Source organism: Dechloromonas sp. H13 (genome assembly GCF_009469615.1).
Lineage (GTDB): Bacteria > Pseudomonadota > Gammaproteobacteria > Burkholderiales > Rhodocyclaceae > Azonexus.
The window spans coordinates 741,980-767,379 of record NZ_SSXX01000002.1; the positions used below are offsets into that span (position 1 = coordinate 741,980).

Below are 25,400 nucleotides of genomic sequence, written 5' to 3' on the forward strand. Positions count from 1 at the left end.
CTGCTCTGCAGCAAATAACCTTGTTGCGAGTGCGCAGGACGGCCGCAAATGGAGTAGAGTCGTATCAATCGCCAGCGGCGGGACAGCAGTCCAGTGCGTCATCAACTCCAAGCGAGGGCAGCATGATCGTAAAACGCCGAACGTGGTTGTATCGCCTGACCGGACAGGCATTCGCCCAACTCATTTCATTCAGCGAACCGGTGACCGCCACCAAGGCGCGCGAAGTCCTGCGCCGCTCGGTCGGCGACCCGCTCGACCTCTGGGGCCGGGACAAGAGTACCGCTCTGCCGGCGACGATGCGCCAGCGCTGAAGCTGCCGTCGTCGGGAATGAATGCACCCGCGCAGCGCAATGGCTGCGCCGGTTTCGCTTACACTTTCGGCATCCTTGGCAATCGCTGACGGAGGCTCATGTGGCGCACATCACCCGTCATCTCATCATCGAAGGTCTCGTCCAGGGCGTCTGCTACCGCGCCTCGATGGCCGAACAGGCCCGTCTCCTCGGCGTTGCCGGCTGGGTGCGTAACCGCCGCGACGGCAGCGTCGAAGCCATGGCTGCCGGTGAAGACATTGCGGTATTCAAACTGATCGACTGGGCCCGGCGCGGCCCGCCCCGTGCGCAGGTGAGTCACGTCAACATCGCCGACGGCGAAGGGGAATTTACGGGGTTCGAGCAGCGGGCGAGTTGCTGATCCGCTACTGGTTCAGGCAGCCCGTTGCATAGGCCGAACCTCCACGGCGATCCGTTCGGCACTCTCGTTTTCCGCCTGCCGCAGGTCGAAGGTACTTTGCAGGTTCTGCCAGAATTGCGCCGTCGTATCGAAATAGCGGGCCAGCCGCAGGGCCGTGTCGGGCGTGATCGCCCGCCGTTCGCGGACGATGTCGTTGATCCTCGGCGCCGGAACGTGCAGTGCCATGGCCAGCGCGTTGGCGCTCATATCCAGCAGCACGAGGAATTCCTCGCGGAGGATTTCGCCGGGGTGAATCGCGCGCATGTTGTTAGGCAGCGATTTGTTCGAATGAGAACTGCGGAAAGTCAGCCCGTTGGCGAGCGTGTTCCATGGTCAGGGCGACGACATTGCCCTCGCTATCGACATCGAGCAGCGTGTTTTCGTCGAGGTCGCGTGTTTCGGCGATTTCACTCTTGCGGAACTCGATGTACAGGGTATCGGTATCCTGAAAATATTTGATGTTCATGGCGCGAAACTCCAGTCGAGAGTGTCGCGGCCGGCTCAGTGATTTCTCATCAGCGTACTGACAGCAATGTCTTCGTCGATGTCCGGCCAATGGACACCAACCCCCTTGCCGATCAATCGCCAGTGCTGACGCTGTGCCGGTGAAGCATCGCGCAAGCGTGGGAACCATTCGACCGGGGCGGAAATCTCGCGACCATCGGCAAGGACGAAATGCAAGGCAGCATCGTCGACCTTCACATCGACTGCATGTGGATCAAGCTGGATTGCCAAAGTACTCATGCCACTTCTCCTCGAAAAACACACGGTGTTCGATCACCAGCGCACGAACCCGCGTCAATTCGTGACTTCTGAACCCTTCCGACATCGCCAGGGCGACCGGGTTCAGCCAGTATTTTGCCACCTTGTCGCCATGTTCAATATGAATATGCGGCGGTTCCGCGCCTTCGTGACTGAAGAAGAAAAATCGGAAGCCGTGAGAATTGAGAATGGTAGGCATGTCGTCGCGGCGCTGGCGCTGTATTGCTCAATGCTTGCAGTATGACACGCTCACCCCACCCAACCGCCGTCCGACTGCTTGGCGCGGCCGAGGGCGGCGAGCATGGCGAGGATTTCGGGGAGGCGCTTTTTCCAGGGGCCTTTGCCGGTGAAGCGGGCGGCGAGGGCGGGTTCGTCGAGCGGGTGCGGCGACAGCTGGTCGGCGACGGCGCGGATTTGTTCGGGCAGCGTGGCGGGCCAGGGGCGTTTTTCGGCGGGTTTGGGGGGGGCGGTTGCGGTCGACGGGGGATTTTGGGGCAAATCCATTTTTGCCTGTTTTTGCGGGTCGACCGCAGCAGACGGGTTCTGGAAGTCGGGGCGGAGCCAGCGGATGTGGCCGGCGGCTTCTTCGCGGCTGCGTTCGGCGTTGAGGGCGACGAGGCGGTCGAGCAGGGCGTCGGTGTTGTTTGGCGCGAGGTCGGACCAGCCGTAGGCGGCGAGGACGGCGGCGTCGAGTTCGTCGTGGAGCTGGCGGAGGACGGCGACGAGGCCGGATTCGTGGATGGCTTTGTCCTTGGCGGTCAGCGGTTCGCCGCTGCGCAGTTTGGCCAGCACGTTGTACATGCCCGTCAGCGTGAGGTCGGGGTGGGCGGCCTGCTGGCGCTTGCGGTGGGCGTCGAGTTGTTCGGCGAGGGCGGCGATGCGGGTTTGCTGCTCGGGGCTGGCGGCGGGGAAGGGGAATTTCTCGAAGCAGGTGGTTTTGACGTAGACCGGGCGGTCTTCGAGGGTGCTGCCGGTGGCCAGCGTCCAGGCGATGTGCACCTGTGACGAGAGCACGCCGAGGGTGTAGGCATCGGGCAGTGCAATGCAGACGAGCTTGTTGTCCGGCGCGATGCTGGCGTCGAGGAACTGGAAGGTGCGGTGCTTGGCGGTTTCGACGGTGGCGATGTAGCGGGGCTGGCCGGCGAGTGATGCGCGCATGTCTTTGCGTGCTTCGCCAAAAATCCACCAGTTGTCGCGATAACCGGCGCGGTTGTTCTGGTCGCGTTCCGGTTTGACGCGTTCGAGTACCCATTGGTAGGCAGCCGGGTAGCGGCTGCGCGCTTCGTCGGTGGTCAAGCCGTAGAGGTCGATGACCGAGACGCCGCGTGGCTTGTCGGTCAGGTCGCGGCCGTTGCGGTAGGGGCGAATGCGGTCGCAGGGTTGTAGCTTGGCGGCTTCGTCGGGGGTGACGATGAAGCCGGCGCCGATCAATTGAAAGCCGCGATTGGCCAATCCTTCGTTCGCCCGCAGCGCCTTGGCGCCGACGACATCGGCGCCGATGCTCAGGTCGGCGTGGATGCGGCCGGCTTTCTCGGCCAGTTCGATGTGCACGGCATCGCCGTCGGCGCCGCCTTCGGCAACGACGGTTTGCAGCGTTCCCGGGGCGTCGCCGGGCTGGCCGACGGTCATCGCGATGCGCACGGCAGCGCCGCTGGCGGCGTCGACCCACGGGTGGTCGGGGATGGCCCAGGCGAGCGCCAGCGGCGGCTGTGCGCCGAGGTGGTGTTCGAGGACGCGGCGGTTGAAGGTTTGCTTGAGGCTGTTGGTGGTGATGAAGCCGAAGCGCTGGACTTCACCACGACGCGTCAGGTCGGCGGCGTGGTGCCACCAGAACATGACGAAATCGGCGGATTCGGGGACGGCGGGCCAGGCGGCGCGCAGGGCTTCGGTGTAGCCGTCGCCGAGGGCCTGGCGCATGGCGGCGGCGCCGATGAAGGGCGGGTTGCCGACGATGTAGTCGGCTTGCGGCCATTCGGCGGGGCGCGGGTTGGTGTAGCGCTCCAGCGGGATTTGGGCGGCTTCGTCGGGCACGAGTTCGCCGGTAACGGGGTGGGGCTTGGTCGTGCGGCCGTCCCAGCGGGTGAGCGGCTTGCCGGCTTCGTCGGTGGCAAAGGCGATGGCGTCGGCGGCGAGCACGGCGTCGCGGCATTCGATGTTCTTGAAGTCGCGCAGGATGGGGCTGGGCGGCAGGCCGCTGCCCTGGGTGCGGAAGTGCCATTGCAGGTAGCCGATCCAGAGGACCATTTCGGCGATGGCGGCGGCGCGCGGGTTGATTTCGAGGCCGAGGAACTGGTGCGGGTCGACGGTGAGGCCTTCGACTTCGAGGCGTTGTTGCGTGTCGCCGAGTTGGGCGAGGGTGTCGAGGACTTCGCCTTCGAGGCGCTTCATGTGTTCGAGCGTGACGTAGAGGAAGTTGCCGGAGCCGCAGGCGGGGTCGAGGACGCGGGTGGTGCACAGTTTGTGGTGCCAGGCGCGGACGAGGTCGGCGGCGTCCTTGAGCTTGCCTTCGTTGGCAAGGAGCAGGGCGGCGGCCTGGGTGTCGTGCCAGTTGGCGCGCAGCGGTTCGATGACGGTGGGCAGGACGAGGCGGTCGACGTAGGCGCGCGGGGTGTAGTGGGCGCCGAGGTCGTGGCGCTCCAGCGGGTTCAACGCACTTTCGAGCAGGGTGCCGAAGATGGCGGGTTCGACTTCGGCCCAGTCGGCGCGGCTGGCTTCGAGCAGCAGGTCGATCTGGTCGCGGTCGAGCGGCAAAACCTCGGGCTGCTTGAAGAGCTTGCCGTTGAAGCGCGGTAGCTGGGCACGGATGGCGACGGAGAAGCGGCCTTCGTCCATGGCTTGCCAGAGTTCGGCGACCAGCGGAACGAATTGTTCGGGGGCGTTCTTCAGCGTCTTGAGCAGGCCGGTGAAGGCGCCTTCGTTGTCGACCTTGGGCAGCAGGCCGACGTCTTCGGCGAACATGGAAAACAGGCAGCGCGAGAGGAAGGCGGCGACGCGCTCGGGCGGGTATTTGCCTTCGAGGGACTGGGCGACGCGGGCGAGGCGGACGGCGATTTCGCGCGTGGCGCGGGCGGTGCGGCGGGCCGGGTCGAGGCTGTGCGGGTCGTTCCAGACGGCTTGGAGGCGGGCGCGGATGTCGGGCTTGGCGAGGTCGTCGAGCCGGATGCGGTGGCTGCGCGGGTCGGGGAAGGGTGTGTAGCTGCCGCCGGTGCAGGTGAATTCGGCGTAGAGCTCGATGACGTTGCCGACATCGAGAACCACCAAAAAGGGCGGCCGGCCTTCGTCGGGCGGCAGGTGGCGGGCGTAGTTTTCGGCCTGGCCGCGGGCGCGCAGCAGGGCGTCGTCGAACTGGCGGGTCTCAAAGCCGGCGCGGATTTTCTTGGCTTCGCCGATGAAGCTGCTGCGCTTGTAGCAGTCGATGAAGCCGTTGCTGGTGCTGCCGTCGCCGTGGTGAAAGATAACGCGGCGCTCGAAGACGTAGGGATTGTCGCGGGTGTCTTCGTTGGCGGGCTGGGGTTTGTCGACTTCGAGCAATTCGCAGAGGTCGGCGATGAAAAGCTGGTAGTTGGCGCGCTCGGAACCGCCGGCGCCGCGCCAGCGGGCAAGGAAGGTGTCGATTTGCATGATGACGGGATTGTAGCCCGCCGGTTGCGGTCGACGCCGATTTAGCGCCAGTTTTCGAGCAGGAGGCCGCTGACGCGCTCGAATTCGCCGGTGTTCGAGGTGACGACGATCAGCCCGCGCGCCAGGCCGCAGCCGGCAATCAGGATGTCGTATGGGCCGATGGGTTGGCCCCTGCGCTGGAGGGCGGCGCGAATGCCGGCCGCGGCAATGGCGTCCGCTTCGTCGAGCGGCAGCGTGGTGATGGCATTGAACACGCTGTCGAGGATCGGGCCGAGTTTTCTGGCACGTTCCGGGTTGAGTCGAAGGCCGAATTCGACCTCCATGCGGGTGATGGCGGAGACGGCGATCAGGCTGGGCGGGGTGGCCTTGATGCGATCAAGGACGCCGCTCTGGCCTTTGACGAAGTCGCTGACCGTGCAGGTGTCGAGGAGGTACTTCATGCCAGGGGGTCGCTGCTCGGTGGGGGCAATTGGTCGCGGCTGGACTCGAAGGCCGGCATGTCGGCGATCCCTTGAAAATTGAGTACCGTTTCAGGCCATTGCGGTTTGCCATGCCGTGCCAACCATTCGGCAACGGCCTGGCGGATCAGCGCATTGCGGTTTTCGCCGCTTTCTTTGGCGGCGACAGCTAACTGCTGCCCGGTTTCGTCGTCAAGATAGATGTTGAAGTTCATGGCGCCTCCATATAACATGTTTATATGTTATACTCGGTGAGGAGTGAATTCAAGGATTCTGGCATTCCAGCGCGATTTCCTCGCCCCCGCGCCCGCAAGGCGTGAACGCGCCGGCGACCGGCCACGGCGTGCCGGCGTCGTCGATCTGCGCGGCGAGCGTTTCCCAGGCGAGGACGCCGGATTTGTCGAGCTTGACGCGGAGCAGCCAGCCGCGCTGGGCTTCCGGGTAGTCGAAGCCGTCGAAGACGAAGTTGCCGAGGCTGTAGACGATGGGCCGGCCCTGGTGGATTTCGGCGCCCTGGGTGACGTGCGGGTGGCTGCCGACGACGAGGGCGGCGCCTTCCTCGATCATGCGGCGGGCGAAGGTCATCTGGCGTTCGCTCGGCTGCGTTTCCTTCTCCCAGCCCCAGTGCATGAAGGGGATGACGAGGTCGGCGCCGGCGGCCCGGGCGGCGCGAATGTCGGCGATGACGTGCTCGTCCTCGCTCCAGGCGACGCCGGGCCAGTCGGCGCCGGCCTCGAAGGCGCGCGGCTTGAATTCGTTGTAGCCGAGGATGGCGATCTTCAGGCCGTTCCTGTCGATCCATAGCGGCTGGTGCGCTTCGGCGAGATTGCGGCCGCCGCCGAAATACGCGATGCCGGCGTTGGCGAGGTGCTGCATGGTTTCACCGAAGGCGGCGTGGCCGTAGTCGCCGGAATGGTTGTTGGCGAGCGAGACGGCGTCGAAGCGCCCGTGCAGGATGGCGACAACGCCCGGGTCGGCGCGGAAGGTGGCGACCTTGGCGGGATGCGGCTGGCCGCCGCTGGCAATCGGGACTTCGAGGTTGGCGATGCGGTAGTCGGCGGCGTCGAGGATGGTGGCGAAGGGGGCGAGCGGGTCGCCGCCGGCGGCGATGGTCCGGCCGGGACCGTCGGCGAGCATGAGGTCGCCGGCGAAGAGCAGGGTGACCGGCTCGCTGCGCGCCGCGCCGGCGAGCAGGCAGAACAGGGCGACGGTTGCGGTCGACCGGAAAAAACGGGCCATTTTCAGGAAGCGTCCTTCAGTTCGCACCAGTATTGCAGTTCGCTGTCGCGCAGCGGTTCGTAGACGAGATGGCGCCCGGTGAAGCCGTGGACCGCGGCCGGCGGCGGGTAGGGATAGCTGGCCTGGTGGATGAGGGTCGGCCCCTCGTCACGGTCGACGTAGGTGTAGAGCTTGATGCCGGCGAGGTCGGCAGGTTCCTGGCGGAAGACGATGCGGAACAGGAAGAAGCTGCCGACGGCGGCCGGTGCCACGGCGTGCGGGACCGTTGTCGGCCGGGCGCTGATGGTGCGCGCCTCGCCGCCGTAGGTCAGGTGGCAGGCGACGTCGGCGGCGAGCGCCGGGGGCGCCAGCGCGGCGGCTAGCAGCAGGGCGCGCCGCCGGCGTTCAGTGTTCGCGGCCATCGACGCGCGCCTGCAGGAGTCGGGGAATGTAGCGCCAGGCGAGGAGGCCGAAGGCGGCGAACCAGCAGGCGGCGGCGAGGTCGAGCCAGCGCAGGTAGGCGCCGGAGGCGAACTGCGGACCGACCAGGCGCAGGTAGAAGGCGAGGATCATGATCCACAGCACCGTCTTGTCGTAGCGGGTGAACACGACCTTGCGCCCGGTGTGGCCGTTGGCGATGCGGATCAACATGGCCGGGATGACGAGCCCCATGGCGCCGAAGGTGAAGACGTGCACCGAGACGGTGCCGACCCAGCCGAGGCTGCCCGGCGGCGGCAGGGCGTCGATCAGCAGCTGGGCGGCGATGGCCAGGTAACCGAGGAACATGATACCGATGTCGAGCCGCGTGCAGGCCTTGAGCGGATGCCAGAAGGCGAGGCGGCCGAGGAGCAGGACGGCGAGCAGGAGTTCGAGGCCGTGCGCGAGCCCGGCGGGGAGCAGGGCGGCGAAGACGAGGATGGCGGCGAGCCCCTTGATCGCCATGTCGAGCGGCGGTTTGCGCAGGATGTCGACAGTGAAGGCGGCGCGCATGAACTGCGTCAGCGTGCGCTCGAACATGACGAGGAAGGCGACGCGGAAGAGGCCGAGGGTCATGCTCCAGCCGGTGTTGAAATGCTCGGGCTGCAGGAGCAGCGTCTTGGCGATCCAGAACAGCGGCAGGATGACGAGGAAGAAGCCGTTGTCGAGGCGGTAGCTGTCGGTCGCACGGTGGCGGATCAGCGTGGCGAGCAGCAGGGCGACGATGCCAGGCAGGAAGAGGTTGGTGGCGAGCAGGAAGAGTGGCGCCGGCCAGTCGCCGCCGAAGCCCATGGCGAGACGTTCGAGCAGCCAGGCGGCGACCAGCCACATCAGCGTGGCGCCGTGATAGCCGCGGACGCCGACCCAGTTCTTGGTCGACGTCAGCAGAAAGCCGCCGAGCACCGCCCAGCCGAAACCGAAGAACATTTCGTGGGCGTGCCACTGGGTCGGCGAGAAACGCTGCGCCGGGGCGGGCAGGACGCCCTTGAGGATGAGGATCCAGAGGATGGGCAGGCTGAGGCCGGCCAGGCAGGCGAGCGCGAAGAAGGGCCGGAAGCCGACCAGCCACAGGGGATGCTTGGGCGATAGCACGGGGAGTTTTCTTGTCTGGATGCGGAGCGTGGACTGTCGCACGGCGCGCCGGTGGCGGACCTTGATCCAGCGCAACCGGCGCGGTTCAGCGCCCCGGGGCGGCGCCGACCGGGCGCAACTGCATGGCGACCTGGCGCGGTTGACCGTCGACGAAGGCGGGATGGACGGAGTCGTTGATGAAGAGCAGCCTGCCGCGACGTTCGATGCGGGCGCTGACGGTGACGACGGCGTTCCTGTGCAGCAGGTCGCGGTCGATGGTGAGGCGGAAGGGGAGCGGCGCCTGCTGCCCGGCGAGGCCGATGCGTTGTTCAGCCAGTGTCAGGGCCGGCGCGTCGGTGCGCGCGGTGTCCTGGACGCGGATGATCAGCACGGCGTCGGGCGGCAGGGGGGCGCCGTCCGTCCAGGCGACGCTGCCGCCGATGTCGACGAAGGCGCCGGCGGCCGGTTGTGCCGCCGCCGGCGTGCTGCCGGCCTGCTGGCAGCTGCGCAGCCGGCTCTTGCCGTCGCTGAACAGGGCCTTTTCTTCCTTGGTGTGCAGCACGACATCGCCGCTCCGGTACGAGGCGCCGGAGGCCGCCACGACTTGCGGCAGCGTGATCTCGCGCCCGGCGAAGCGGAGGCTCGCCTGCGGTCGACCGTCGCTGTCGGCCGAAAATGCCACGTCGAAGCGGCTGCCGTCGTCGCAGGTGTAGGTCAGACGTTCGCCTTCGGCATGGGCGAGCGGGAGGAAGGCGAGGCAGCACAGCGGAATCAGGCGGAGGTTCATTGGTCGGATTCGGTGAGTTGAAGGGCTTGCCACTGGCCGTCGAGCAGCCCTTCGATGGGCCGGAAACGCGACTTGTAGGCCATCTTGCGACTGTCGGCGATCCAGTAGCCGAGATAGAGGTAGGGCAGGCCGAGGGCGACGCACTGCGCGGCCTGCCAGAGGATGTTGTAGGTGCCGAGGCTGGCGTGCGGCAGGTCGGGATCGAAGAAAGTGTAGACGGACGACAGGCCGTCTTCCAGCACGTCGACGATGCTGACCATGCGTACCGCGCCGCCTTCCGAGAATTCGATCAACCGCGTGTCCACCCGGCTTTGCAGGAGGAAGTGCCCGTACTGCTCGTGGCTGTCCTCGTCCATGCCGCCGCCGGCGTGGCGGGCGTTCTGGTAGCGGGTGTAGAGGGCGTAGTGCTCGGCGAAGAAGGCCAGCGGCAGCTCGCGCACGGTGAGCCCGGCGTGGCGCTTGAGGGCACGGCGCTGGGCGCGGTTCGGGCGCAGCTCGGAAACCGGCAGGCGGACCGGGACGCAGGCCCGGCAGTTGTCGCAGCGCGGGCGGTAGGTGAAGGCGCCGCTGCGCCGGAAGCCGTGGCGGACGAGGGTACTGTAGATCTCGGCGTCGATCAGGTGGGTCGGCGTCGCCACCTGCGAGCGCGCCTCGCGGTCGGGCAGGTAGCTGCACGGATAGGGCGAGGTGGCGTAGAACTGGAGCAGCGAGAAGGGCAACGCGGAATCGTCGGGCAGGGCCATGTCACCAGTCCAGGTCGAGGCCGTCGGTCGTCCACCGGTGGCGCGGATGCGGGCTGCAGGTCAGTTCGCCGAGGCGGGCGAGGAAATCGGCGCGGGGAATCTCGCGGCCGCCCAGCGAGGCCAGATGCGCGGTCCGCATCTGGCAGTCGATCATGCCGAAATCGTGGGCACGAAGGTAACGGACCAGATGGGCGAAGGCGATCTTCGAAACGTTGCTGCGGCGCGAGAACATCGATTCCCCATAGAACATGCGGCCGATCGCCAAGCCGTACAAGCCGCCAGTCAGATCGCCTTCTACGTAAACTTCGACCGAGTGCGCCCAGCCGAGTTCATGCAGGCGGACGTAGGCGTCCATCATCTCGGCGGTGATCCAGGTGCCGTCCTGGCCGGGGCGGGGCATGGCGGCGCAGCCGGCGATGACTGCCGGAAAATCGCTGTCGAGGCGCACCTCGTAGCCACGGGCGCGCAGGGTCTTGCGCAGCGAGCGGCGGAGGCGGAATTCATCGGGGAACAGCACCATGCGCGGATCGGGGCTGTACCACAGCGGATAGCCCTCGACGGTGCCCCACGGAAAAATCCCGTTCAGGTAGGCGTCGAGCAGGCGCGCCGGCGACAGGTCGCTGCCGATGGCGAGCAGGCCACCCATATCCTCGCGGGTCGTCTCGACCGGCGGAAAGGGGTCGAGCAGGCCGAGAAAGGGAATCATGGACGGTGCGTGACGATCAGCGGGGGCGCTCTTCGGCCAGCCAGGTGATGGGCTTCGGGTGCTGCTCCAACCTGATTTCGCATTCCGGATCGTCGCATTCCTCATGCTTCTTGAAGGCGATCACGTGGTCGGCATCGAGCCGGATGCCGATCTTTTCGCCGAGGGCATGGTTGTGGTGCGAGGGCACCAGCGACAGCACTTCGGTGCCGCTCGCCAGGCGCAGGGTGTAGAGGATGTCGGCACCGCGGAAGGCCTTGTGCAGCACTTCGGCCTGCACCGGGCTGCTGTCGTCGTGAACGATGTCGTCGGGCCGCAGCAGGATGTCGACGCGGCAGCCGTTGTCGCAATCGGTGCAGGTCTCGTGGCATTCGACCGGCGTGTCGGAAGTCAGCGTGCCGAGTTCCATGCGCACGCTGTTGTTCGGCCCGACGACGCCGGCGATCAGCACGCCCTGGCCGATGAAGTCGGCGACGAAGCGGTTGGCCGGGCGGTGGTAGAGGTTGTAGGGAACGTCCCACTGCTGGATGCGGCCCTCGTACATGAGCCCGATCTCGTCGGCCATGGCGAAGGCCTCGTGCTGGTCGTGAGTGACCATGATCGCGGTCGAACCCTCGCGCTTGAGGATTTCGCGCACTTCGACCGAGAGCCGCTCGCGCAGGCCGACGTCGAGGTTGGAAAAGGGCTCGTCGAGGAGGATCAGTTCGGGGCGCGGCGCCAGCGCACGGGCCAAGGCGACGCGCTGCTGCTGGCCGCCGGAGAGTTCGTGCGGATACTTGTCGCCCTGGCCGTGCAGGCCGACGGTGGCGAGCAGCTGGCGGACACGCAGGTGGGCTTCCTCCCCAGGCTGGCGGCCGAGCCCGAAGGCGACGTTCTGCTCGACGGTGAGGTGCGGGAAGAGGGCGTAGTCCTGGAAGACCATGCCGATGCGCCGCTTTTCCGGCGCCACGCGCCTGCCGGCGCTGCTGACCACGGCGCCGTGCAGGCGAATCTCGCCGCCGGCGATTTCCTCGAAACCGGCGATGCAGCGCAGCAGGGTCGTCTTGCCACAGCCCGAGGGGCCAAGCAGGCAGGCGATCTGGCCGGACTCCAGCCGGAAGTTGACGCCGTCGACGACGGTGTGGCTGCCGTAGCGCTGGATGACGCCATTTAGTTCAAGTTGGGACATGGTGGTCGATTATAATTCGCATTCATCGTCATGCGCGCTGCCAATCATTCCCCGCTCCTCGCCGTTGCCGTCCTCGTCGCCCTGCTGGCGGCGCTGCCGGTGGCCAGCGTCGGCCTCAACATCTTTGTCGGCGGGACCAGCGCGACATGGTCGCATCTGGCGCAGACGGTGCTGCCGGAATACATCGTCAATTCGCTGCTGCTGTGCCTGGGCGTCGGGCTCGGGGTCGCCCTCGTGGGCGTGACGACGGCCTGGCTGACCGCGATGCACGATTTTCCCGGCCGTCGCATCTTCGAGTGGGCGCTGGTGCTGCCGCTGGCCATGCCGGCCTACGTCATGGCCTACGTCTATACCGATTTCCTGCAGTTCGTCGGCCCGGTGCAGTCGGCCCTGCGCGAGACCTTCGGCTGGCAGCACGGCGACTACTGGTTTCCCGACATCCGGACGCTGCCGGGCGCCATCCTGATGTTCGTCTGCGTTCTCTACCCCTATGTCTACCTGCTGGCGCGCGCGGCCTTCCTGGAGCGGGCGAGTGGCATGCTGGAGGCGGCGCGTACCCTCGGCATGGGGCCGTGGCGCGCCTTCTTCGCGGTGTCGCTGCCGCTGTCGCGGCCGGCCATCGCCGCCGGCATCGCGCTGGCGCTGATGGAAACGCTGGCCGACTACGGCACCGTCGCATATTTCGCGGTCAACACCTTCACGACAGGGATCTACCGCGCCTGGTTCTCGCTCGGCGACCGCGTCGCGGCGGCACAGCTGGCGGCGATGCTGCTGTCCTTCGTCCTCTTCCTGCTGATGGTCGAGCGCATTTCGCGCGGCCGCGCCCGCTACCACAACACCACCGGCCGCAATCGGCCGCTGGCCGGTGCCCGCCTCGGCCGGCCGGCGGCGACGCTGGCCGTCGTCGTCTGCGCCATGCCGCTGGTGCTGGGCTTCGTGTTGCCGGCTGCACTGTTGCTCAAGATGGCGCTGACCGAGGGCGATGCCCAGTTCGGGGCGCGTTTCCTGACGCTGTCGCGCAACAGCTTCCTGCTCGCCGGCATCACCGCAGGCATCGGCGTCCTGCTGGCGCTGCTGATGGCCTACGGCGCGCGTCTGTCGAAAAGCACGCTGGCGAGCGGCCTCAACCGTCTGGTCGGGCTCGGCTACGCGGTGCCTGGCGCCGTCATCGCGGTCGGCGTGCTGATTCCGGTAACTCGCTTCGATACCTGGCTGGCCGGCCAGTGGGAGCAATGGTTCGGCAGCAACCCGGGGCTGCTGCTGACGGGCGGCATCGCGGCGCTGATTTATGCCTACCTCGTGCGCTTCCTGGCGGTGGCGCTGCATACCGTCGAGTCGAGCTTGGCCAAGATCACGCCGAACATGGACGACGCGGCGCGCTGCCTGGGGCTGGGGCAGGGCGAAACGCTGCGCCGCGTGCATGCGCCGATGCTGCGCGGCAGCCTGTTCACCGCCGGCTTGCTGGTCTTCGTCGATGTCATGAAGGAGCTGCCGGCGACGCTGGTGATGCGCCCCTTCAATTTCGACACGCTGGCCACCCAGACCTACACGCTGGCTTCCGACGAACGCCTGGCCGAGGCGTCGACCGCCTCGCTGGCCATCGTCGTGGTCGGCCTGTTGCCACTGATCGCGCTGTCGCGGCAGGTGTCGCGGGCGCGTAAATGAAAACACCCCGCCGCGGCGGGGTGTCGCTGGCGAATTGCGCGCTTACTTGAAGCCGGCGCGGTCGAAGATCATCTGCGCCTTGATCTGGTACATCGCCAGTTTGGCGATCGGCAGGGGATCGGCCTTGAACTTGCCCAGGGCCTCGAGCGCCGGATTGTTCACCTTGACGCTCTCGACTACCGGCCACTCGTTGTTGCCGTCGGCGAAATAGCGCTGGGCATCGTCGGAAGCGAGGTATTCGAGGAATTTGACGGCGGCCTCCCGGTGCGGGGCCGTCTTCAGCACGCCGCCACCGGAAACGTTGATGTGGGTGCCCGTGGTGGCCTGGTTGGGCCAGACAATGCCGACCTTTTCCATCGTTTTTACGTCTTCCGGCTTGGTCGACCGCATCAGGCGGGCGACGTAGTAGGTATTGGACAATGCGACGCCGCATTCGCCGGCGGCGACGGCCTTGATCTGGTCGGTGTCGCCGCCTTTCGGGGCGCGCGCGAAGTTGGCCACCATGCCCCGGGCCCAAGCCTCGGCCTTGGCTTCACCTTCGTGGGCGATGACCGAGGCCATCAGGGAAAGGTTGTAGGGATGGGAGCCGGAGCGCGAGCAGAGCTTGCCCTTGAGCCGCGGGTTGGCGAGGTCGTCGTAGGTCTGGACCTCTTCCACCTTGACCCCGGCCTTGTTGTACACGATGACCCGCGCGCGCTTCGAGAAGGCGAACCAGTCGTCGGTGCGCAGGTTGGCGGGAATCCGCGTGTCCAGGATCTTCGAATTGACCGGCGTGAACAGCCCCAGTTCGTGGGCCTTGGCCAGGCGTGCGGCGTCGACGGTCAGGAAGACGTCGGCGGGGCTGTTGCTGCCTTCGTTCTTGATGCGTTCAAGCAGTTCGTCTTCCTTGCCTTCGATGCGGTTGATCCTGATCCCGGTCTGCTGGGTGAAGTTGGCATAGAGCGCTTCGTCGGTCTGGTAGTGGCGCGCCGAGTAGAGGTTGAGCACCTTCTCGTCGGCATGGGCGGCGAACGCCAGGGGAACGAGCGCGGCGATGGCCAGGCGGGCTAAGGATTTCATGCTGCAGGACTCCGTTTGCTTGTGTGGTGACGAACGAATTCTAGCGGCCGCTTCCGGCCAAGTAAATGAGAATTGTTATTGAAATTTGGCGAAAAAAATGCGGCGAATCCGCCGCATCATTCGTTCAGTTCCCTTCGATGATCCGTCGGGCACCGTTGTAACGCTTGATCCAGTAGCTGTCTTCCATGCTTTCGACGCGGACTTCGGCACCGGTGCGCGGCGCGTGCAGGAAGTGGTTGTCGCCGAGATAGATGCCGACATGCGAGAAGGTGCGGCGCATGGTGTTGAAGAACACCAGGTCGCCGGGCTTCAACTGGGTGGTATCGATACGCTGGCCGACCTGGCTCATTTCGGCAGCCGTGCGCGGCAACTGGGCGCCCAGGCTGTTCTTGAAGACCAGACGAACGAAGCCGCTGCAGTCGAGGCCGGCATCCTCATCGTTGCCGCCGAAGCGGTAACGGACGCCCACCAGCTTGAGGCCCTGCAGGATCACGTCCTGAGCGGCATTGGTGTAGCGCTCGAAAAAGGAAGGCTGCTGCTCTTCGCCCTTGCGGACCTGTTCGGTGGCGGTGGCGGTGATACTGGCGGATGTGCAGGCGACGGCGAGGAAAAGGGTGGGTAGGAATTTACGCATAGGGTTTGAATGTAAGCGAAAACTTACATGCTGTAAAGAGAATGAAAAGTTGGCTGACTATGTTCATTGGCTGTAATTATGAATACAATTTCCCTTCCGAGGAGCGAGGAAAACAATGGATTCCTTCAAGGCACTGCTAATTGAGGAACGCGACGGCAAGGTTTGCAGCGGTTTTGCGACGCTGGACGAAAGCCGGCTGGACCCCGGTTCGGTGACCATTCGCGTCGCCTATTCGAGTGTGAATTACAAGGATGCCTTGGCGGCGACCGGAGCCGGCAAGATCATCCGCCGCTTCCCGTGCGTCGGCGGCATCGACCTGTCCGGCACCGTCATGGCGAGCGCCGACCCGCGCTTCAAGGTGGGCGATCCGGTCATCGCGACCAGTTTCGACATCGGTGTCGCGCATCATGGCGGTTACGCCGAAATTGCCCGCGTGCCTGGCGACTGGGTGGTCCCGCTGCCGGCCGGGCTGTCACTGTATGACGCGATGGCGCTCGGGACGGCCGGCTTCACTGCCGCCCTGGCGGTCGTGCGCATGGAAGAGAACCGGCTGACGCCGGCAAACGGTCCGGTCATCGTCACCGGGGCGACGGGTGGCGTCGGCAGCCTGGCGGTCGATATCCTGGCCAAGCTCGGTTATCACGTGGTCGCGCTGACCGGCAAGGCGAGCGAGGCCGATTACCTGCGCAGCCTGGGTGCCGCCGAGGTGATGCTGCGCGGCGACCTCGATCTGGCGAAGATCCGTCCGCTCGACAAGGCGCGCTGGGCGGGTGCGGTCGACAACCTGGGGGGCGACATTCTCGCCTGGATCGCCAGCACCATGGCGCAGGGCGGAACCATCGCCAGCATCGGCCTGGCCGCCAGCATGAGCCTCAACACGACCGTGGCGCCCTTCATCCTGCGCGGCGTCTCGCTGCTCGGCGTCGATTCCGGTTACATCCGCGAGCCGTATCGCAGCGGTGTCTGGCAGCGTCTGGCCAGCGACATGCGGCCGCCGCATCTGGCGATGATGTCGCGCCGGATCGCCTTCGCCGACCTGCCGGCGACCTTCGACGAATACATTGCCGGGCGCGCCAAGGGGCGTGTCGTCGTCGAGATCGGTGGCAACTGAGATGGCCGAGTTGCAGCGTATTCTGGTGGTCGACGACTCGCGCCTGGTGCGCATGGCGCTGGTCAGGAACCTGAAGGGGCAGTTCGACGTCCGCGAGGAGGGCGATGGCGAATCGGCCTGGCAGCAGCTGATTCTCGATCATTCGATCAAGGCGGTGATTTCCGACCTGCAGATGCCCAAGCTCGACGGCTTCGGGTTGCTGCAGCGGGTGCGCGCCTCGAAGCAGCGGCGTCTGCAGGAAATGCCCTTCATTGTCGTTTCCGGCGAGGAAACCGAAGCGGAGCGCGAGCGTGCGCGGCAGCTGGGGGTTTCGGACTTCGTCACCAAGGGGGCGGGCAGCACCGAGATCCTGACCCGGCTGACCAACCTGCTGGCGCTTTCCGCGGCGCGGGAAGGTATCGAAGCCGGACGCGAGAGCATGGTGCAGGATCCCGGCAGCGGCCTCTTTTCGCGGAAGTACCTGGAGCACCAGGCGGCGCAGGCGATGTCGCATGCCACGCGCTCCGGCGTCGACCTGTGCATCATGGTCCTCGGCTTCGACGCCTTCGATCAGGTCTGCGAGCGGCTCGGGCCGGATCTTGCGGAGCGTGTCGGCACGCGTTTCGCCAAGATGCTGGCGGGCAAGATCCGTCAGGAAGACAGTCTTGGGCATTTCGCGCCCGGGCAGTTCGCGATCGTCGCGCCGGGAACGTCGCTCCTGTTGTTTACCGGCTTCGCCGAGCGGGTGCGGGAAGCGGTCGAGGTTGCCAATGTGCCGGCCCAGGGGCAACCGGTTTCGCTGACGGTGAGCATCGGCGTTGCCAGCATTCCCGCGGATGCCGCGACCTCGGCGCTGGCGCTGCTGGAACTGGCAGCCCAGCGCATGCACGAGGCGATGCGGGCGGGCGGCAACCGGATCGTGTCCGGTGCCGGCGATCCGGCGAAGCTGCGGCAGATCAAGCTGCAACGCGCGCTGGAACTGCTGGCCGCGCGGCGCGGCGAGGTGGTGCGGCCGCATCTCGGGCAGCTCGGCATCGAGTTGCTGCCGCTGCTGCATTTGATGAATCAGGATTTGGGGTTGAATCTGCCGATGGCAGAGATCGAACGCCGCTTACGTGACCGGGCAAACCATAACAATTAGTCCGGCAATTCTCTGTGTGTGCAGGAAAACCAAGCTAGAGGAAGTCTTATGACGACGTACAAGGAGTTTCACCAGTTTTCCATCGAAAAGCCGGATGAGTTCTGGACGGAACAGGCCAAGCTCATCGACTGGAAGGAGCCGTTCACCCAGGTGTGCGATTTCTCCCGCCCGCCATTTGCCAAATGGTTCGTCGGCGGCAAGACCAACCTTTGCTACAACGCGATCGACCGTCATGCGGCCAAGCGTCCGAATGACCGCGCGCTGATCTACATCTCGACGGAAACCAACGAGGAGGTGATCTACTCGTTCGCCGAGTTGCAGCGCGAAGTCGAGCGCATGGCGGCGATCTACAAGAGCCTCGGCGTCAAGAAGGGCGACCGCGTCCTGATCTATATGCCGATGATCGCCCAGGCCGCATTCGCGATCTTCGCTGCGACCCGCATCGGTGCCATCCACTCGGTGGTGTTCGGCGGCTTCGCTTCCGGTTCGCTGGCCACCCGCATCGACGACGCCAAGCCGACCCTGATCGTCTCGTCCGATGCCGGCATGCGCGGCGGCAAGGCCGTGCCCTACAAGCATCTGCTCGATGAAGCCATCGAACTGGCCGAGCACAAGCCGGCCAAGGTGCTGATGATCGACCGCGGTCTGGACAAGGGCTTCAACAAGGTCGAAGGTCGCGATGTCGACTACGCCACCTTGCGTACCCAGTTCATCGACGCCAAGGTCGAGTGCGAATGGCTGGAATCCTCCGAGCCGTCCTACATCCTCTACACCTCCGGCACCACCGGCAAGCCGAAGGGCGTGCAGCGCGACACCGGCGGCTACGCCGTGGCCCTCGCTTCGTCGATGAAGCACATCTATTGCGGCGGCGAAGGCGAGACCTATTTCTCGACCTCCGACATCGGCTGGGTGGTCGGCCACTCCTACATCATCTACGGCCCGCTGATCGCCGGCATGGCGACCATCATGTACGAAGGCACGCCGCTGCGCCCGGATCCGGGCATCTGGTGGCAGATCGTCGAGAAGTACAAGGTCAACGTCATGTTCTCGGCGCCGACCGCCGCCCGCGTCCTCAAGAAGCAGGATCCGGCATACATGCACAAGTACGATCTGTCCTCGCTCAAGCACATCTTCATGGCCGGCGAACCGCTCGACCAGCCGACGCACGAGTGGTTCCAGAGCGAACTGAACAAGCCGGTGATCGACAACTACTGGCAGACCGAAACCGGCTGGCCCATGCTGGCTGCCCTGCACGGCGTCGAAAAGACGCCGATCAAGTTCGGTTCGCCCTCCTTCCCGGTCTATGGCTATAACCTGAAGATCTTCCGCGAGGACGGTTCCGAGTGCGGCCCGAACGAAAAGGGCATCGCCGCCGTCATCCCGCCGCTTCCGCCGGGCTGCCTGTCCACGGTGTGGGGCCAGGACGATCGTTTCGTGTCGACCTACTTCACGCTGTTCAAGGAGCCGCAGGTCTACTCTTCGTATGACTGGGCGATCAAGGATGACGAAGGTTACTTCACCATCCTCGGCCGCACCGACGACGTCATCAACGTCGCCGGCCACCGTCTGGGCACCCGCGAGATCGAGGAGGCGATCCAGGCGCACACCGCGATCGCCGAAGTTGCCGTGGTTGGCGTCGAGGACAAGCTGAAGGGCCAGATGCCGATGGCCTTCGCTGTCGTCAAGGATGCCTCGAAGGTGGCGACGCCCGAGCTGGTCAAGGCGCTGGAGAAGGAAGTCATGGGCACGGTCGACGGCATCCTCGGTGCCATCGCCCGCCCGGCCCGCGTGCATTTCGTCACCGGTCTGCCCAAGACCCGTTCCGGCAAGATGCTCCGCCGCTCGCTGCAGGCGCTGGCGGAAGGCCGCGATCCGGGCGATCTGACGACCATCGAGGATCCGTCCACGCTGGAGCAGATCAAGAACGCGCTGGCCAGCTAAGCGGCGCGTAGTTTCTGCGAGAACCCGCCGGCATTTGTCGGCGGGTTTTTTACGTCCATATTGCCGGTCTGGCAGGCGGGGCGGAATGGTAGAATGCTGGCCAGTTCTACCTTTACGGTCGCCGCAAGCCGATGATTTACGAAACCGTCGCCGCTGTCGATCTGGGCTCCAACAGCTTCCGCCTGCAGGTCGGGCGCGTCGTCGATGACCAGATCTATCCGCTGGACTCACTCAAGGAGCCGGTGCGTCTGGCTTCCGGCCTGACGGCGGACAAGCGCCTGGACGACGCGGCGCAGACTCGGGCGCTGGAAGCCCTGCGGCGTTTCGGCGAGCGCTTGGGCGGACTCGATCGCGGGGCGGTGCGCGCGGTGGCGACCAATACCCTGCGCGTGGCCAAGAATGCCCCCGAATTCCTGCCGCTGGCGGAAGAGGCGCTGGGCTTTCCGATCGAGGTCATTGCTGGCCGCGAAGAGGCGCGCCTGATCTACATCGGCGCTTCGCATTCCCTGCCGATGGCTACCCACAAGCGCTTGGTCGTAGATATCGGCGGCGGGTCGACCGAGTTCATCATCGGCAAGCGGCACGAGCCGCAGCTGATGGAATCGCTCTACATGGGATGCGTCAGCTACACGCTGCGTTTCTTCCCCGATCGCCGGATCGACAGGAAGCGCCTGCGCGAAGCGCAGATCGCCGCGGCCAAGGAAATCGAACTGATTGCCCACGACTACCATCGCCTGGGCTGGAAGGAGGCGGTCGGTTCCTCGGGTTCGGCGCGGGCGATTGCCGACGTGCTGGAAATGAACGCCCTGAACCCGAACGGCGAGAGCGGCATCACCCGCGAGGGTCTGGACCGGCTGTGCGCCCTGCTGATCAAGGCCGGCTCGGCCGAAGCGCTCGATCTGCCCGGGGTCAAGGGGGATCGCCTGCCGGTGCTGCCGGGCGGTATCGCCATCATGTCGGCGATCTTCGAGGAACTGGGCATCGAGCGCATGACCTACGCCGACGGCGCCTTGCGCCTGGGCGTCCTCTACGACCTGCTTGGGCGCTTCCACCACCACGACATGCGCGATTCGACCGTGGCGCAGTTTCGCCGCCGCTACCAGGTCGAGGGCGACCAGGTCGAGCGCGTCGAAGCGACCGCCCTGTCGGCCCTGACGCAACTCGCCGAGGGTTCGCCGGCCGAGGCCGACGTGCAGTTCCTGTCGTGGGCGACGCGCATGCACGAGATCGGCATCTCGGTGGCGCATAACGCATACCACAAGCATGGCGCCTACATCCTGACCTTCGCCGACATGCCGGGCTTTTCCAAGAAGGATCAGGCGCGCCTCGCCATGCTGGTGCTCGGCCACCGCGGCAAGCTTGAAAAGCTGGGAGGGCTTCCTGCGGTCGACAGTGCCTGGCGGCTCATTTTCTGCCTGCGTCTGGCCGTCCTGCTCCATCGCACCCGCGACGACCGGGCCCTGCCGGCCTGGCGCGTCAAGGCGCTGGCGAACGGCTTCCAGCTCGAACTGCCGGCCGACTGGCTGTCCGCAAATCCGTGGACGGCGGCCGCGCTCGGCGAAGAGGCGGCGGTGTGGCGGCAGAGCGGGCGCGATTACATCGTCAAGTCGAGAACGGCGAGGAAGGTTGCGTGAGTCCGTCTCCCCGTCTGCAAGTCGAGTCGGGGAGGGTCGTTCTGTCCGGAGAATGGACGCTGGCTGCGCTGGTGCCGCAATTGAGGGAAGTGGAGGCGCAACTGGCCGGCGGCCGGCTGGCAGGCCTGCCATGGGATCTGTCGTCCGTCAGCCGGCTCGACAGTGCCGCGGCCGTCCTGCTCTGGCGCACCTGGAACGAAAGCTGGCCGCGCGATCTGGTGGTTTCGGAGATGCACCGGCGAGCGCTCGAGCGGGCGGCGACCATGGCGCCGGCCGCGACCGTCGCTGCATCACCTACATCCGGGCCGGTCGTGCGGTTGGGCTATCTGGTGCTCGCCCTGCTCGACAACCTGCGGGCGCTGATAATCCTCTATGGCCAGATGCTGCTCGACCTCGGCCATCTCGTGCTGCATCCGTCGGAAATCCCGTGGCGGGAAATCGCCGCCAACATCTACAAGGCGGGCGCGATGGCCCTGCCGGTCACGGCGCTGGTCGGCTTCCTGATCGGCGTCACGATCAGTTATCTGTCGGCGCTCCAGTTGCGCAATTTCGGGGCCGACGTATTCATCGTGAACATCCTCGGCATCTCGATCATTCGCGAACTGGGCCCGGTGTTGGTGGCCGTGCTGGTCGCCGGCCGCTCGGGTTCGGCGATGACGGCGCAGATTGGCGTGATGCGCGTTACCGAGGAAATCGATGCCCTGTCGGCGATGGGCGTATCGCGCAGCATTCGCGTGGTTTTGCCCAAGTTGCTGGCGTTGACCGCAGTCATGCCGCTCCTCGTGCTCTGGGCTTCGGCGATCGCCCTGCTGGGCGGCATGGTGTCGGCCCTGTTGCAACTGGGCATTCCCTTCGCCTATTTCGTCGAGAACCTGCAGCGCGCGGTGCCGGTCGCCAATCTCGTCATCGGCCTCGGCAAGGGCCTGGTATTCGGCTTCATCATTGCCTGGGTCGCCTGTCATTTCGGCTTGCGCGTCAAGCCGAACACCGAGAGCCTGTCGGCCAACACGACGACCTCGGTGGTGACGGCGATCACGCTGGTGATCCTGGTCGACGCGGTGTTCGCGATCATGACCCGCAACATGGGCATTCCCCAGCTATGAACGGTGCGACGTCGGCGGTGGTCGAGATGCGCGGGCTCAGCACCCTGATCGGCGACCGTTACGTGCATCGCGATCTCGACCTGCGGGTCATGGCCGGGCAGATCGTCGGCCTGATCGGCGGCTCGGGAAGCGGCAAGACGACGCTGCTACGCCAGATTCTCGGCCTGCTGAGACCGGCTGCGGGAAGCGTCAACCTGTTCGGCGAGGATCTCGCGGTTGCGCATCCCGTCGCCCAACGGGCCATGTTGCGACGGCTCGGCATGTTGTTCCAGGGCGGGGCGCTCTTTTCGGCGCTGCCGGTCTTCGACAACATCGCCTTTCCATTGCGCGAACTGAAGTGTCTGGACGACGACTGGATTCGCCGTCTGGTCCATCTCAAGCTGGCGATGGTTGAACTCGAGCCCGGACATGGCAAACTGATGCCTGCCGAGCTGTCCGGCGGCATGGTCAAGCGCGTGGCGCTGGCCCGTGCGCTGGCGCTCGAGCCGGAATTGCTGTTGCTGGACGAACCGACGGCCGGGCTCGATCCCGATCGCAGCCGCAGCTTTGCCGACTTGCTCCGCGAGTTGCAGCGCGAGCTCGGCCTGACCGTGATCATGGTGACGCACGATCTCGATACGCTGGCCAGGCTGGCGACGCACGTCGCGGTGCTGGCCGAGCAGCGGATCGTCGAGTTCGGGCCGCTTGCCGATGTCATGGCCGGAGATCATCCCCTGGTCGCCGCCTTCCGTGGCGGCGGGCAAACGAAGGTGTTGTAGGAATCGTCGATGGAAAACAAGTCGCACGCCCTGGTCGCCGGACTGTTCGCGCTTCTGCTCGGTGCCGCAGCCCTGATCGCGCTGGTCTGGCTGCGCGGTAGCGAGGACCATCAGCGGGAATACGTCGTCGTCACCAAGCAGAACATCGGCGGCCTCAATCCTCAGGCGCAGGTCAGGTACCGGGGGATACGCGTCGGCAAGGTCACCGACATCCGACTCGATCCGGAAGACCCGAGCAACATCCTGATCATGATCGCGGTGGCCGACGACATCCCGTTGACCCAGGGAACGGTCGCCAAGCTGGCCTATCAGGGGGTGACCGGTATCGCGCACATTCTCCTGCTCGACAGCGGCAAGAATCCGGTGCCGCTGGTCGCCGAGCACGGCAAGCTGCCGCGCATCGCGATGATTCCCTCGTTGCTCGAGGAACTCGGCGAAAGCGGCGGCACCGCCCTGCGCCAGGCGCAGGACGTCATGGTGGCGGCCAATGCCTTGCTCAACGAAGAGAATCGCCGCCGTTTCTCGGCGACGCTGGCCAACCTGGAAGCGGCTTCCAGCAGCCTCAAGCCGGCGCTTGAAAACCTCAACGGGACGCTGGTCCAGGTGCGCAAGCTGCTCGACGACCGGAATGTGCAGAATCTTTCGAAAGCGGCCGCTGACGTCGCGCCGCTGCTCGCGGACACGCGGGTTCTGATCGGCAAGATGCAGGTGGCGACCGACAAGCTCGACGTGGCGATCGGCGATGCGTCGGCCGGCGGCACCTCGGCCCTGATGCCTAGGCTCAACGAACTGGCGGCGGATTTCTCGGCGACTTCCCGGCAGCTGAGCCGGGTTCTGCGCCTGCTCGAAGACTCGCCGCAGGGCCTCGTCTTCGGCGTTCCGGCCGCTGCCCCAGGGCCGGGCGAGCCGGGTTTTGCCGCCGGTGGGGAGCGCTAACATGTGGCGTTTCCTGATCGTCGTCTGCAGCCTCGTTCTCGCGGCATGTTATGGAACCGGCAAGCGGGGCGGGGACAGCGCCCTGGCGATCTACGACTTCGGTCCGCCGGCGTCGTCGGTGGCGACGCAGCGCAGCGAACTGGCGGTCGAAGTGCGGGCGCCGCTGTGGTTCGATTCGCTCGGCATCGAATACCGCCTGGCCTACGCCGAGCCCGGCCGGCTACGCGACTACACACGCTCGCGCTGGGCGGGGCCGCCGGCGCAACTGGTGCAGCAGCGGCTGGTCCAGCAACTGGGGCTGATGCCGGCCGGCCAGGGGCGCACGCGCTGCGTCGTGCGCATCGATATCGACGAGTTCAGCCAGATCTTCGATACCCCGACGACCAGTCACGGCGTGATCAAGGGCAGGGTGCAACTGCTCGATCGGTCGCGCAGGAGTCTGGCCGGTTACGAGCTGCGGATCGAGAAGCCGGCACCGAGCCCCGATGCGCGGGGTGGTGTCGCGGCGCTGACGGCTGCGGTCGACCAGCTGGTAGCCGATATTCTGGCCTGGGAACAGCGCCTCAAGGGCGGCGGCGAGGCCGCCGCCTGCCTGGGTTAGGCGGACACGATGCGTTCGGCGATACGCTGCTTCAGGTCATCAAGATGGTTGTCGAAATGCGCGTAATGCATCAGCGACAGTCCAAAGACGCAGGCATAGAGCAGCAGGCTGCGGCTCTTGGCTTCCGCGTCCGACATGCCGGCGGCGACGAACAGCTTACGCGTGCATTCCAGCCGGTAGAGATCGACCGCTTCGACGACCGCCGCTGCCTGGGGATCATGGCGCGCCCAGTCGCGCATCGCCAGTTCGATCGACATCCCCTTGCGGTTGCGGCTGGCACCATAGACCTCGATCGCGAAATGGAGCTGGTCGCGTTCATGACCCGGGGAAACGGTGGTGATTTTCTCGATGTCGCGGATCCGCCCTTCGCGCCAGTGCTCGAGCACGGCCGCCAGCAAGTCCTGGCGATCCTTGAAGTGCCAGTAGAAACTGCCCTTCGTGACCCCGCAGCGTTTTGCCAGGACCTCGACGCGCAGGCCGGCGACACCCTCCCGGGCAAGAACGTCGATGGCGCTCTCGATCCAGTTGCTGCGGTCGAGCTGGGTGCGCGGTGCGGCCAGCTTGCGACGGGGGGGCTTGATTGGGGGGTTGACAGACATCTTTTCCATACGCTACCGTATGCATTCCATACGACACAGTATGGTCATTGTGCGCATTGCTGCGGTGTCTGTCAAACGGATTGCCGACAAGAAGATTGACCGACCAAAAAGGAGAGACCCATGAAGATACTGGTACCCGTGAAGCGGGTGATTGACTACAACGTGAAGGTCCGGGTGAAGGCGGACGGTTCGGGGGTGGATCTCGCGAACGTCAAGATGAGCATGAACCCGTTCGACGAGATTGCGGTGGAAGAAGCCGTGCGTCTGAAGGAAGCGGGGATTGCCACGGAAGTGGTGGCGGTCTCGTGCGGCGTCGCCGCCTGCCAGGAGACGCTCCGCACCGCCATGGCCATCGGTGCCGACCGCGGCATCCTGGTCGAAACCGACGTCGACCTCCAGCCGCTGGCCGTCGCCAAGCTCCTGAAGGCGCTGTGCGACAAGGAAGCCCCGCAACTCGTCATCTGCGGCAAGCAAGCCATCGACGACGACGCCAACCAGACCG

At 65.8% G+C, this 25,400-nt stretch carries 28 protein-coding genes and 1 pseudogene; 12 read left to right on the forward strand and 17 right to left on the reverse strand.

Annotated features, from left to right (window positions below; translation table 11 throughout):
* Positions 1-122 precede the first annotated feature (122 nt).
* Both GH660_RS08220 and GH660_RS08225 read left to right on the forward strand, forming a co-directional pair.
* Positions 123-311 (forward strand): hypothetical protein, encoded by a 189-nt coding sequence (locus GH660_RS08220; RefSeq protein WP_153146146.1) that lies wholly within the window; start codon positions 123-125, stop codon positions 309-311.
* Positions 312-411: 100 nt separating this feature from the next.
* Positions 412-690 carry an acylphosphatase gene (locus tag GH660_RS08225; RefSeq protein ID WP_228276406.1) on the forward strand — a complete coding sequence of 93 codons (279 nt, stop codon included), beginning with the start codon at positions 412-414 and terminating at the stop codon, positions 688-690.
* Positions 691-702: 12 nt separating this feature from the next.
* Here GH660_RS08225 and GH660_RS08230 read toward each other — a convergent pair whose 3' ends face one another.
* The 14 genes from GH660_RS08230 to GH660_RS08295 all read right to left on the reverse strand — a co-directional run bounded on the left by GH660_RS08230 (position 703) and on the right by GH660_RS08295 (position 11,737).
* Complete coding sequence (locus GH660_RS08230; protein WP_153146148.1) at positions 703-993, reverse strand: HigA family addiction module antitoxin; 291 nt, start codon at positions 991-993, stop codon at positions 703-705.
* Positions 994-997: 4 nt separating this feature from the next.
* Entirely contained in the window at positions 998-1,195 is a 198-nt protein-coding gene (locus GH660_RS08235; protein WP_153146149.1) for a DUF2283 domain-containing protein, read from the reverse strand.
* 35 nt (positions 1,196-1,230) lie between these two features.
* The gene (locus tag GH660_RS08240) at positions 1,231-1,473 is read right to left on the reverse strand and encodes a DUF2442 domain-containing protein (protein WP_153146150.1); all 243 of its coding nucleotides are present in this window, start codon (positions 1,471-1,473) and stop codon (positions 1,231-1,233) included.
* The gene (locus tag GH660_RS08245; protein WP_153146151.1) at positions 1,448-1,690 is read right to left on the reverse strand and encodes a DUF4160 domain-containing protein; all 243 of its coding nucleotides are present in this window, start codon (positions 1,688-1,690) and stop codon (positions 1,448-1,450) included. The genes GH660_RS08240 and GH660_RS08245 overlap by 26 nt, the downstream gene beginning before the upstream one ends.
* Positions 1,691-1,740: 50 nt before the next feature.
* A complete protein-coding gene (locus GH660_RS08250; protein ID WP_153146152.1) occupies positions 1,741-5,112 on the reverse strand; it encodes a DNA methyltransferase in 3,372 nt (1,123 codons plus the stop codon).
* 41 nt (positions 5,113-5,153) lie between these two features.
* Entirely contained in the window at positions 5,154-5,552 is a 399-nt protein-coding gene (locus GH660_RS08255; RefSeq protein WP_153146153.1) for a type II toxin-antitoxin system VapC family toxin, read from the reverse strand.
* A complete protein-coding gene (locus GH660_RS08260) occupies positions 5,549-5,785 on the reverse strand; it encodes a CopG family transcriptional regulator (RefSeq protein WP_194266256.1) in 237 nt (78 codons plus the stop codon). The genes GH660_RS08255 and GH660_RS08260 overlap by 4 nt, the downstream gene beginning before the upstream one ends.
* A 49-nt stretch (positions 5,786-5,834) precedes the next feature.
* Positions 5,835-6,809, reverse strand: coding sequence for a CapA family protein (locus GH660_RS08265; RefSeq protein ID WP_153146155.1), 975 nt, complete (start codon positions 6,807-6,809; stop codon positions 5,835-5,837).
* Between the two features lie 2 nt (positions 6,810-6,811).
* Positions 6,812-7,210, reverse strand: a complete 399-nt coding sequence (locus GH660_RS08270; RefSeq protein WP_153146156.1) for a hypothetical protein — start codon at positions 7,208-7,210, stop codon at positions 6,812-6,814.
* Positions 7,194-8,357, reverse strand: coding sequence for an NnrS family protein (locus tag GH660_RS08275; protein WP_153146157.1), 1,164 nt, complete (start codon positions 8,355-8,357; stop codon positions 7,194-7,196). The genes GH660_RS08270 and GH660_RS08275 overlap by 17 nt, the downstream gene beginning before the upstream one ends.
* Before the next feature lie 85 nt (positions 8,358-8,442).
* Positions 8,443-9,123, reverse strand: coding sequence for a YbaY family lipoprotein (locus GH660_RS08280; protein ID WP_153146158.1), 681 nt, complete (start codon positions 9,121-9,123; stop codon positions 8,443-8,445).
* A complete protein-coding gene (locus tag GH660_RS08285) occupies positions 9,120-9,866 on the reverse strand; it encodes an arginyltransferase (protein WP_153146159.1) in 747 nt (248 codons plus the stop codon). Before GH660_RS08285 ends, GH660_RS08280 begins: the two co-directional genes overlap by 4 nt.
* Before the next feature lies 1 nt (position 9,867).
* Positions 9,868-10,572 (reverse strand): leucyl/phenylalanyl-tRNA--protein transferase, encoded by a 705-nt coding sequence (gene aat / locus GH660_RS08290; RefSeq protein ID WP_153146160.1) that lies wholly within the window; start codon positions 10,570-10,572, stop codon positions 9,868-9,870.
* A gap of 16 nt (positions 10,573-10,588) precedes the next feature.
* Positions 10,589-11,737, reverse strand: coding sequence for an ABC transporter ATP-binding protein (locus GH660_RS08295; RefSeq protein ID WP_153146161.1), 1,149 nt, complete (start codon positions 11,735-11,737; stop codon positions 10,589-10,591).
* Between the two features lie 30 nt (positions 11,738-11,767).
* Here GH660_RS08295 and GH660_RS08300 point away from each other — a divergent pair, with 30 nt between their 5' ends.
* On the forward strand, positions 11,768-13,402 hold the full coding sequence (locus GH660_RS08300) for an iron ABC transporter permease (protein WP_153146162.1): 1,635 nt from the start codon (positions 11,768-11,770) through the stop codon (positions 13,400-13,402).
* A gap of 42 nt (positions 13,403-13,444) precedes the next feature.
* Here GH660_RS08300 and GH660_RS08305 read toward each other — a convergent pair whose 3' ends face one another.
* Both GH660_RS08305 and GH660_RS08310 read right to left on the reverse strand, forming a co-directional pair.
* Positions 13,445-14,461 (reverse strand): Fe(3+) ABC transporter substrate-binding protein, encoded by a 1,017-nt coding sequence (locus tag GH660_RS08305; RefSeq protein WP_153146163.1) that lies wholly within the window; start codon positions 14,459-14,461, stop codon positions 13,445-13,447.
* A gap of 124 nt (positions 14,462-14,585) precedes the next feature.
* Positions 14,586-15,095, reverse strand: a complete 510-nt coding sequence (locus GH660_RS08310) for a C40 family peptidase (protein ID WP_153146164.1) — start codon at positions 15,093-15,095, stop codon at positions 14,586-14,588.
* Between the two features lie 115 nt (positions 15,096-15,210).
* Between GH660_RS08310 and GH660_RS08315 the strand changes: the two genes are divergently transcribed.
* From GH660_RS08315 to GH660_RS08350, 8 genes are all read left to right on the forward strand, one after another.
* A complete protein-coding gene (locus GH660_RS08315) occupies positions 15,211-16,206 on the forward strand; it encodes an oxidoreductase (protein WP_153146165.1) in 996 nt (331 codons plus the stop codon).
* On the forward strand, positions 16,196-17,326 hold the full coding sequence (locus GH660_RS08320; RefSeq protein WP_153146166.1) for a diguanylate cyclase: 1,131 nt from the start codon (positions 16,196-16,198) through the stop codon (positions 17,324-17,326). The genes GH660_RS08315 and GH660_RS08320 overlap by 11 nt, the downstream gene beginning before the upstream one ends.
* A 48-nt stretch (positions 17,327-17,374) precedes the next feature.
* Complete coding sequence (locus GH660_RS08325; RefSeq protein WP_153146167.1) at positions 17,375-19,267, forward strand: propionate--CoA ligase; 1,893 nt, start codon at positions 17,375-17,377, stop codon at positions 19,265-19,267.
* A gap of 131 nt (positions 19,268-19,398) precedes the next feature.
* Entirely contained in the window at positions 19,399-20,901 is a 1,503-nt protein-coding gene (ppx, locus tag GH660_RS08330) for an exopolyphosphatase (RefSeq protein WP_153146168.1), read from the forward strand.
* The gene (locus GH660_RS08335) at positions 20,898-22,004 is read left to right on the forward strand and encodes an ABC transporter permease (RefSeq protein ID WP_153146169.1); all 1,107 of its coding nucleotides are present in this window, start codon (positions 20,898-20,900) and stop codon (positions 22,002-22,004) included. The genes ppx and GH660_RS08335 overlap by 4 nt, the downstream gene beginning before the upstream one ends.
* The gene (locus tag GH660_RS08340; protein WP_153146170.1) at positions 22,001-22,762 is read left to right on the forward strand and encodes an ABC transporter ATP-binding protein; all 762 of its coding nucleotides are present in this window, start codon (positions 22,001-22,003) and stop codon (positions 22,760-22,762) included. The genes GH660_RS08335 and GH660_RS08340 overlap by 4 nt, the downstream gene beginning before the upstream one ends.
* Before the next feature lie 9 nt (positions 22,763-22,771).
* Complete coding sequence (locus GH660_RS08345; protein ID WP_153146171.1) at positions 22,772-23,698, forward strand: MlaD family protein; 927 nt, start codon at positions 22,772-22,774, stop codon at positions 23,696-23,698.
* Between the two features lies 1 nt (position 23,699).
* Positions 23,700-24,299 carry an ABC-type transport auxiliary lipoprotein family protein gene (locus GH660_RS08350; protein WP_153146172.1) on the forward strand — a complete coding sequence of 200 codons (600 nt, stop codon included), beginning with the start codon at positions 23,700-23,702 and terminating at the stop codon, positions 24,297-24,299.
* On the opposite strand, the gene GH660_RS08355 is transcribed toward GH660_RS08350, so the two are convergent.
* Positions 24,296-24,898 (reverse strand): TetR/AcrR family transcriptional regulator, encoded by a 603-nt coding sequence (locus GH660_RS08355; RefSeq protein WP_153146173.1) that lies wholly within the window; start codon positions 24,896-24,898, stop codon positions 24,296-24,298. The genes GH660_RS08350 and GH660_RS08355 overlap by 4 nt on opposite strands.
* A 120-nt stretch (positions 24,899-25,018) precedes the next feature.
* Between GH660_RS08355 and GH660_RS08360 the strand changes: the two are divergent.
* Positions 25,019-25,400 (forward strand): annotated as a pseudogene (locus tag GH660_RS08360) (electron transfer flavoprotein subunit beta/FixA family protein); the annotation flags it as partial.

Coding starts and splice junctions, on each gene's coding strand:
- GH660_RS08230 (WP_153146148.1), bottom strand. CDS start 993: ATGCGCGCGATTCACCCCGGCGAAATCCTCCGCGAGGAATTCCTCGTG.
- GH660_RS08355 (WP_153146173.1), bottom strand. CDS start 24,898: ATGTCTGTCAACCCCCCAATCAAGCCCCCCCGTCGCAAGCTGGCCGCA.
- GH660_RS08280 (WP_153146158.1), bottom strand. CDS start 9,123: ATGAACCTCCGCCTGATTCCGCTGTGCTGCCTCGCCTTCCTCCCGCTC.
- GH660_RS08345 (WP_153146171.1), top strand. CDS start 22,772: ATGGAAAACAAGTCGCACGCCCTGGTCGCCGGACTGTTCGCGCTTCTG.
- GH660_RS08235 (WP_153146149.1), bottom strand. CDS start 1,195: ATGAACATCAAATATTTTCAGGATACCGATACCCTGTACATCGAGTTC.
- ppx (WP_153146168.1), top strand. CDS start 19,399: ATGATTTACGAAACCGTCGCCGCTGTCGATCTGGGCTCCAACAGCTTC.
- GH660_RS08240 (WP_153146150.1), bottom strand. CDS start 1,473: ATGAGTACTTTGGCAATCCAGCTTGATCCACATGCAGTCGATGTGAAG.
- GH660_RS08295 (WP_153146161.1), bottom strand. CDS start 11,737: ATGTCCCAACTTGAACTAAATGGCGTCATCCAGCGCTACGGCAGCCAC.
- aat (WP_153146160.1), bottom strand. CDS start 10,572: ATGATTCCCTTTCTCGGCCTGCTCGACCCCTTTCCGCCGGTCGAGACG.
- GH660_RS08245 (WP_153146151.1), bottom strand. CDS start 1,690: ATGCCTACCATTCTCAATTCTCACGGCTTCCGATTTTTCTTCTTCAGT.
- GH660_RS08260 (WP_194266256.1), bottom strand. CDS start 5,785: ATGAACTTCAACATCTATCTTGACGACGAAACCGGGCAGCAGTTAGCT.
- GH660_RS08310 (WP_153146164.1), bottom strand. CDS start 15,095: ATGCGTAAATTCCTACCCACCCTTTTCCTCGCCGTCGCCTGCACATCC.
- GH660_RS08325 (WP_153146167.1), top strand. CDS start 17,375: ATGACGACGTACAAGGAGTTTCACCAGTTTTCCATCGAAAAGCCGGAT.
- GH660_RS08250 (WP_153146152.1), bottom strand. CDS start 5,112: ATGCAAATCGACACCTTCCTTGCCCGCTGGCGCGGCGCCGGCGGTTCC.
- GH660_RS08350 (WP_153146172.1), top strand. CDS start 23,700: ATGTGGCGTTTCCTGATCGTCGTCTGCAGCCTCGTTCTCGCGGCATGT.
- GH660_RS08255 (WP_153146153.1), bottom strand. CDS start 5,552: ATGAAGTACCTCCTCGACACCTGCACGGTCAGCGACTTCGTCAAAGGC.
- GH660_RS08315 (WP_153146165.1), top strand. CDS start 15,211: ATGGATTCCTTCAAGGCACTGCTAATTGAGGAACGCGACGGCAAGGTT.
- GH660_RS08270 (WP_153146156.1), bottom strand. CDS start 7,210: ATGGCCGCGAACACTGAACGCCGGCGGCGCGCCCTGCTGCTAGCCGCC.
- GH660_RS08265 (WP_153146155.1), bottom strand. CDS start 6,809: ATGGCCCGTTTTTTCCGGTCGACCGCAACCGTCGCCCTGTTCTGCCTG.
- GH660_RS08340 (WP_153146170.1), top strand. CDS start 22,001: ATGAACGGTGCGACGTCGGCGGTGGTCGAGATGCGCGGGCTCAGCACC.
- GH660_RS08220 (WP_153146146.1), top strand. CDS start 123: ATGATCGTAAAACGCCGAACGTGGTTGTATCGCCTGACCGGACAGGCA.
- GH660_RS08300 (WP_153146162.1), top strand. CDS start 11,768: ATGCGCGCTGCCAATCATTCCCCGCTCCTCGCCGTTGCCGTCCTCGTC.
- GH660_RS08305 (WP_153146163.1), bottom strand. CDS start 14,461: ATGAAATCCTTAGCCCGCCTGGCCATCGCCGCGCTCGTTCCCCTGGCG.
- GH660_RS08285 (WP_153146159.1), bottom strand. CDS start 9,866: ATGGCCCTGCCCGACGATTCCGCGTTGCCCTTCTCGCTGCTCCAGTTC.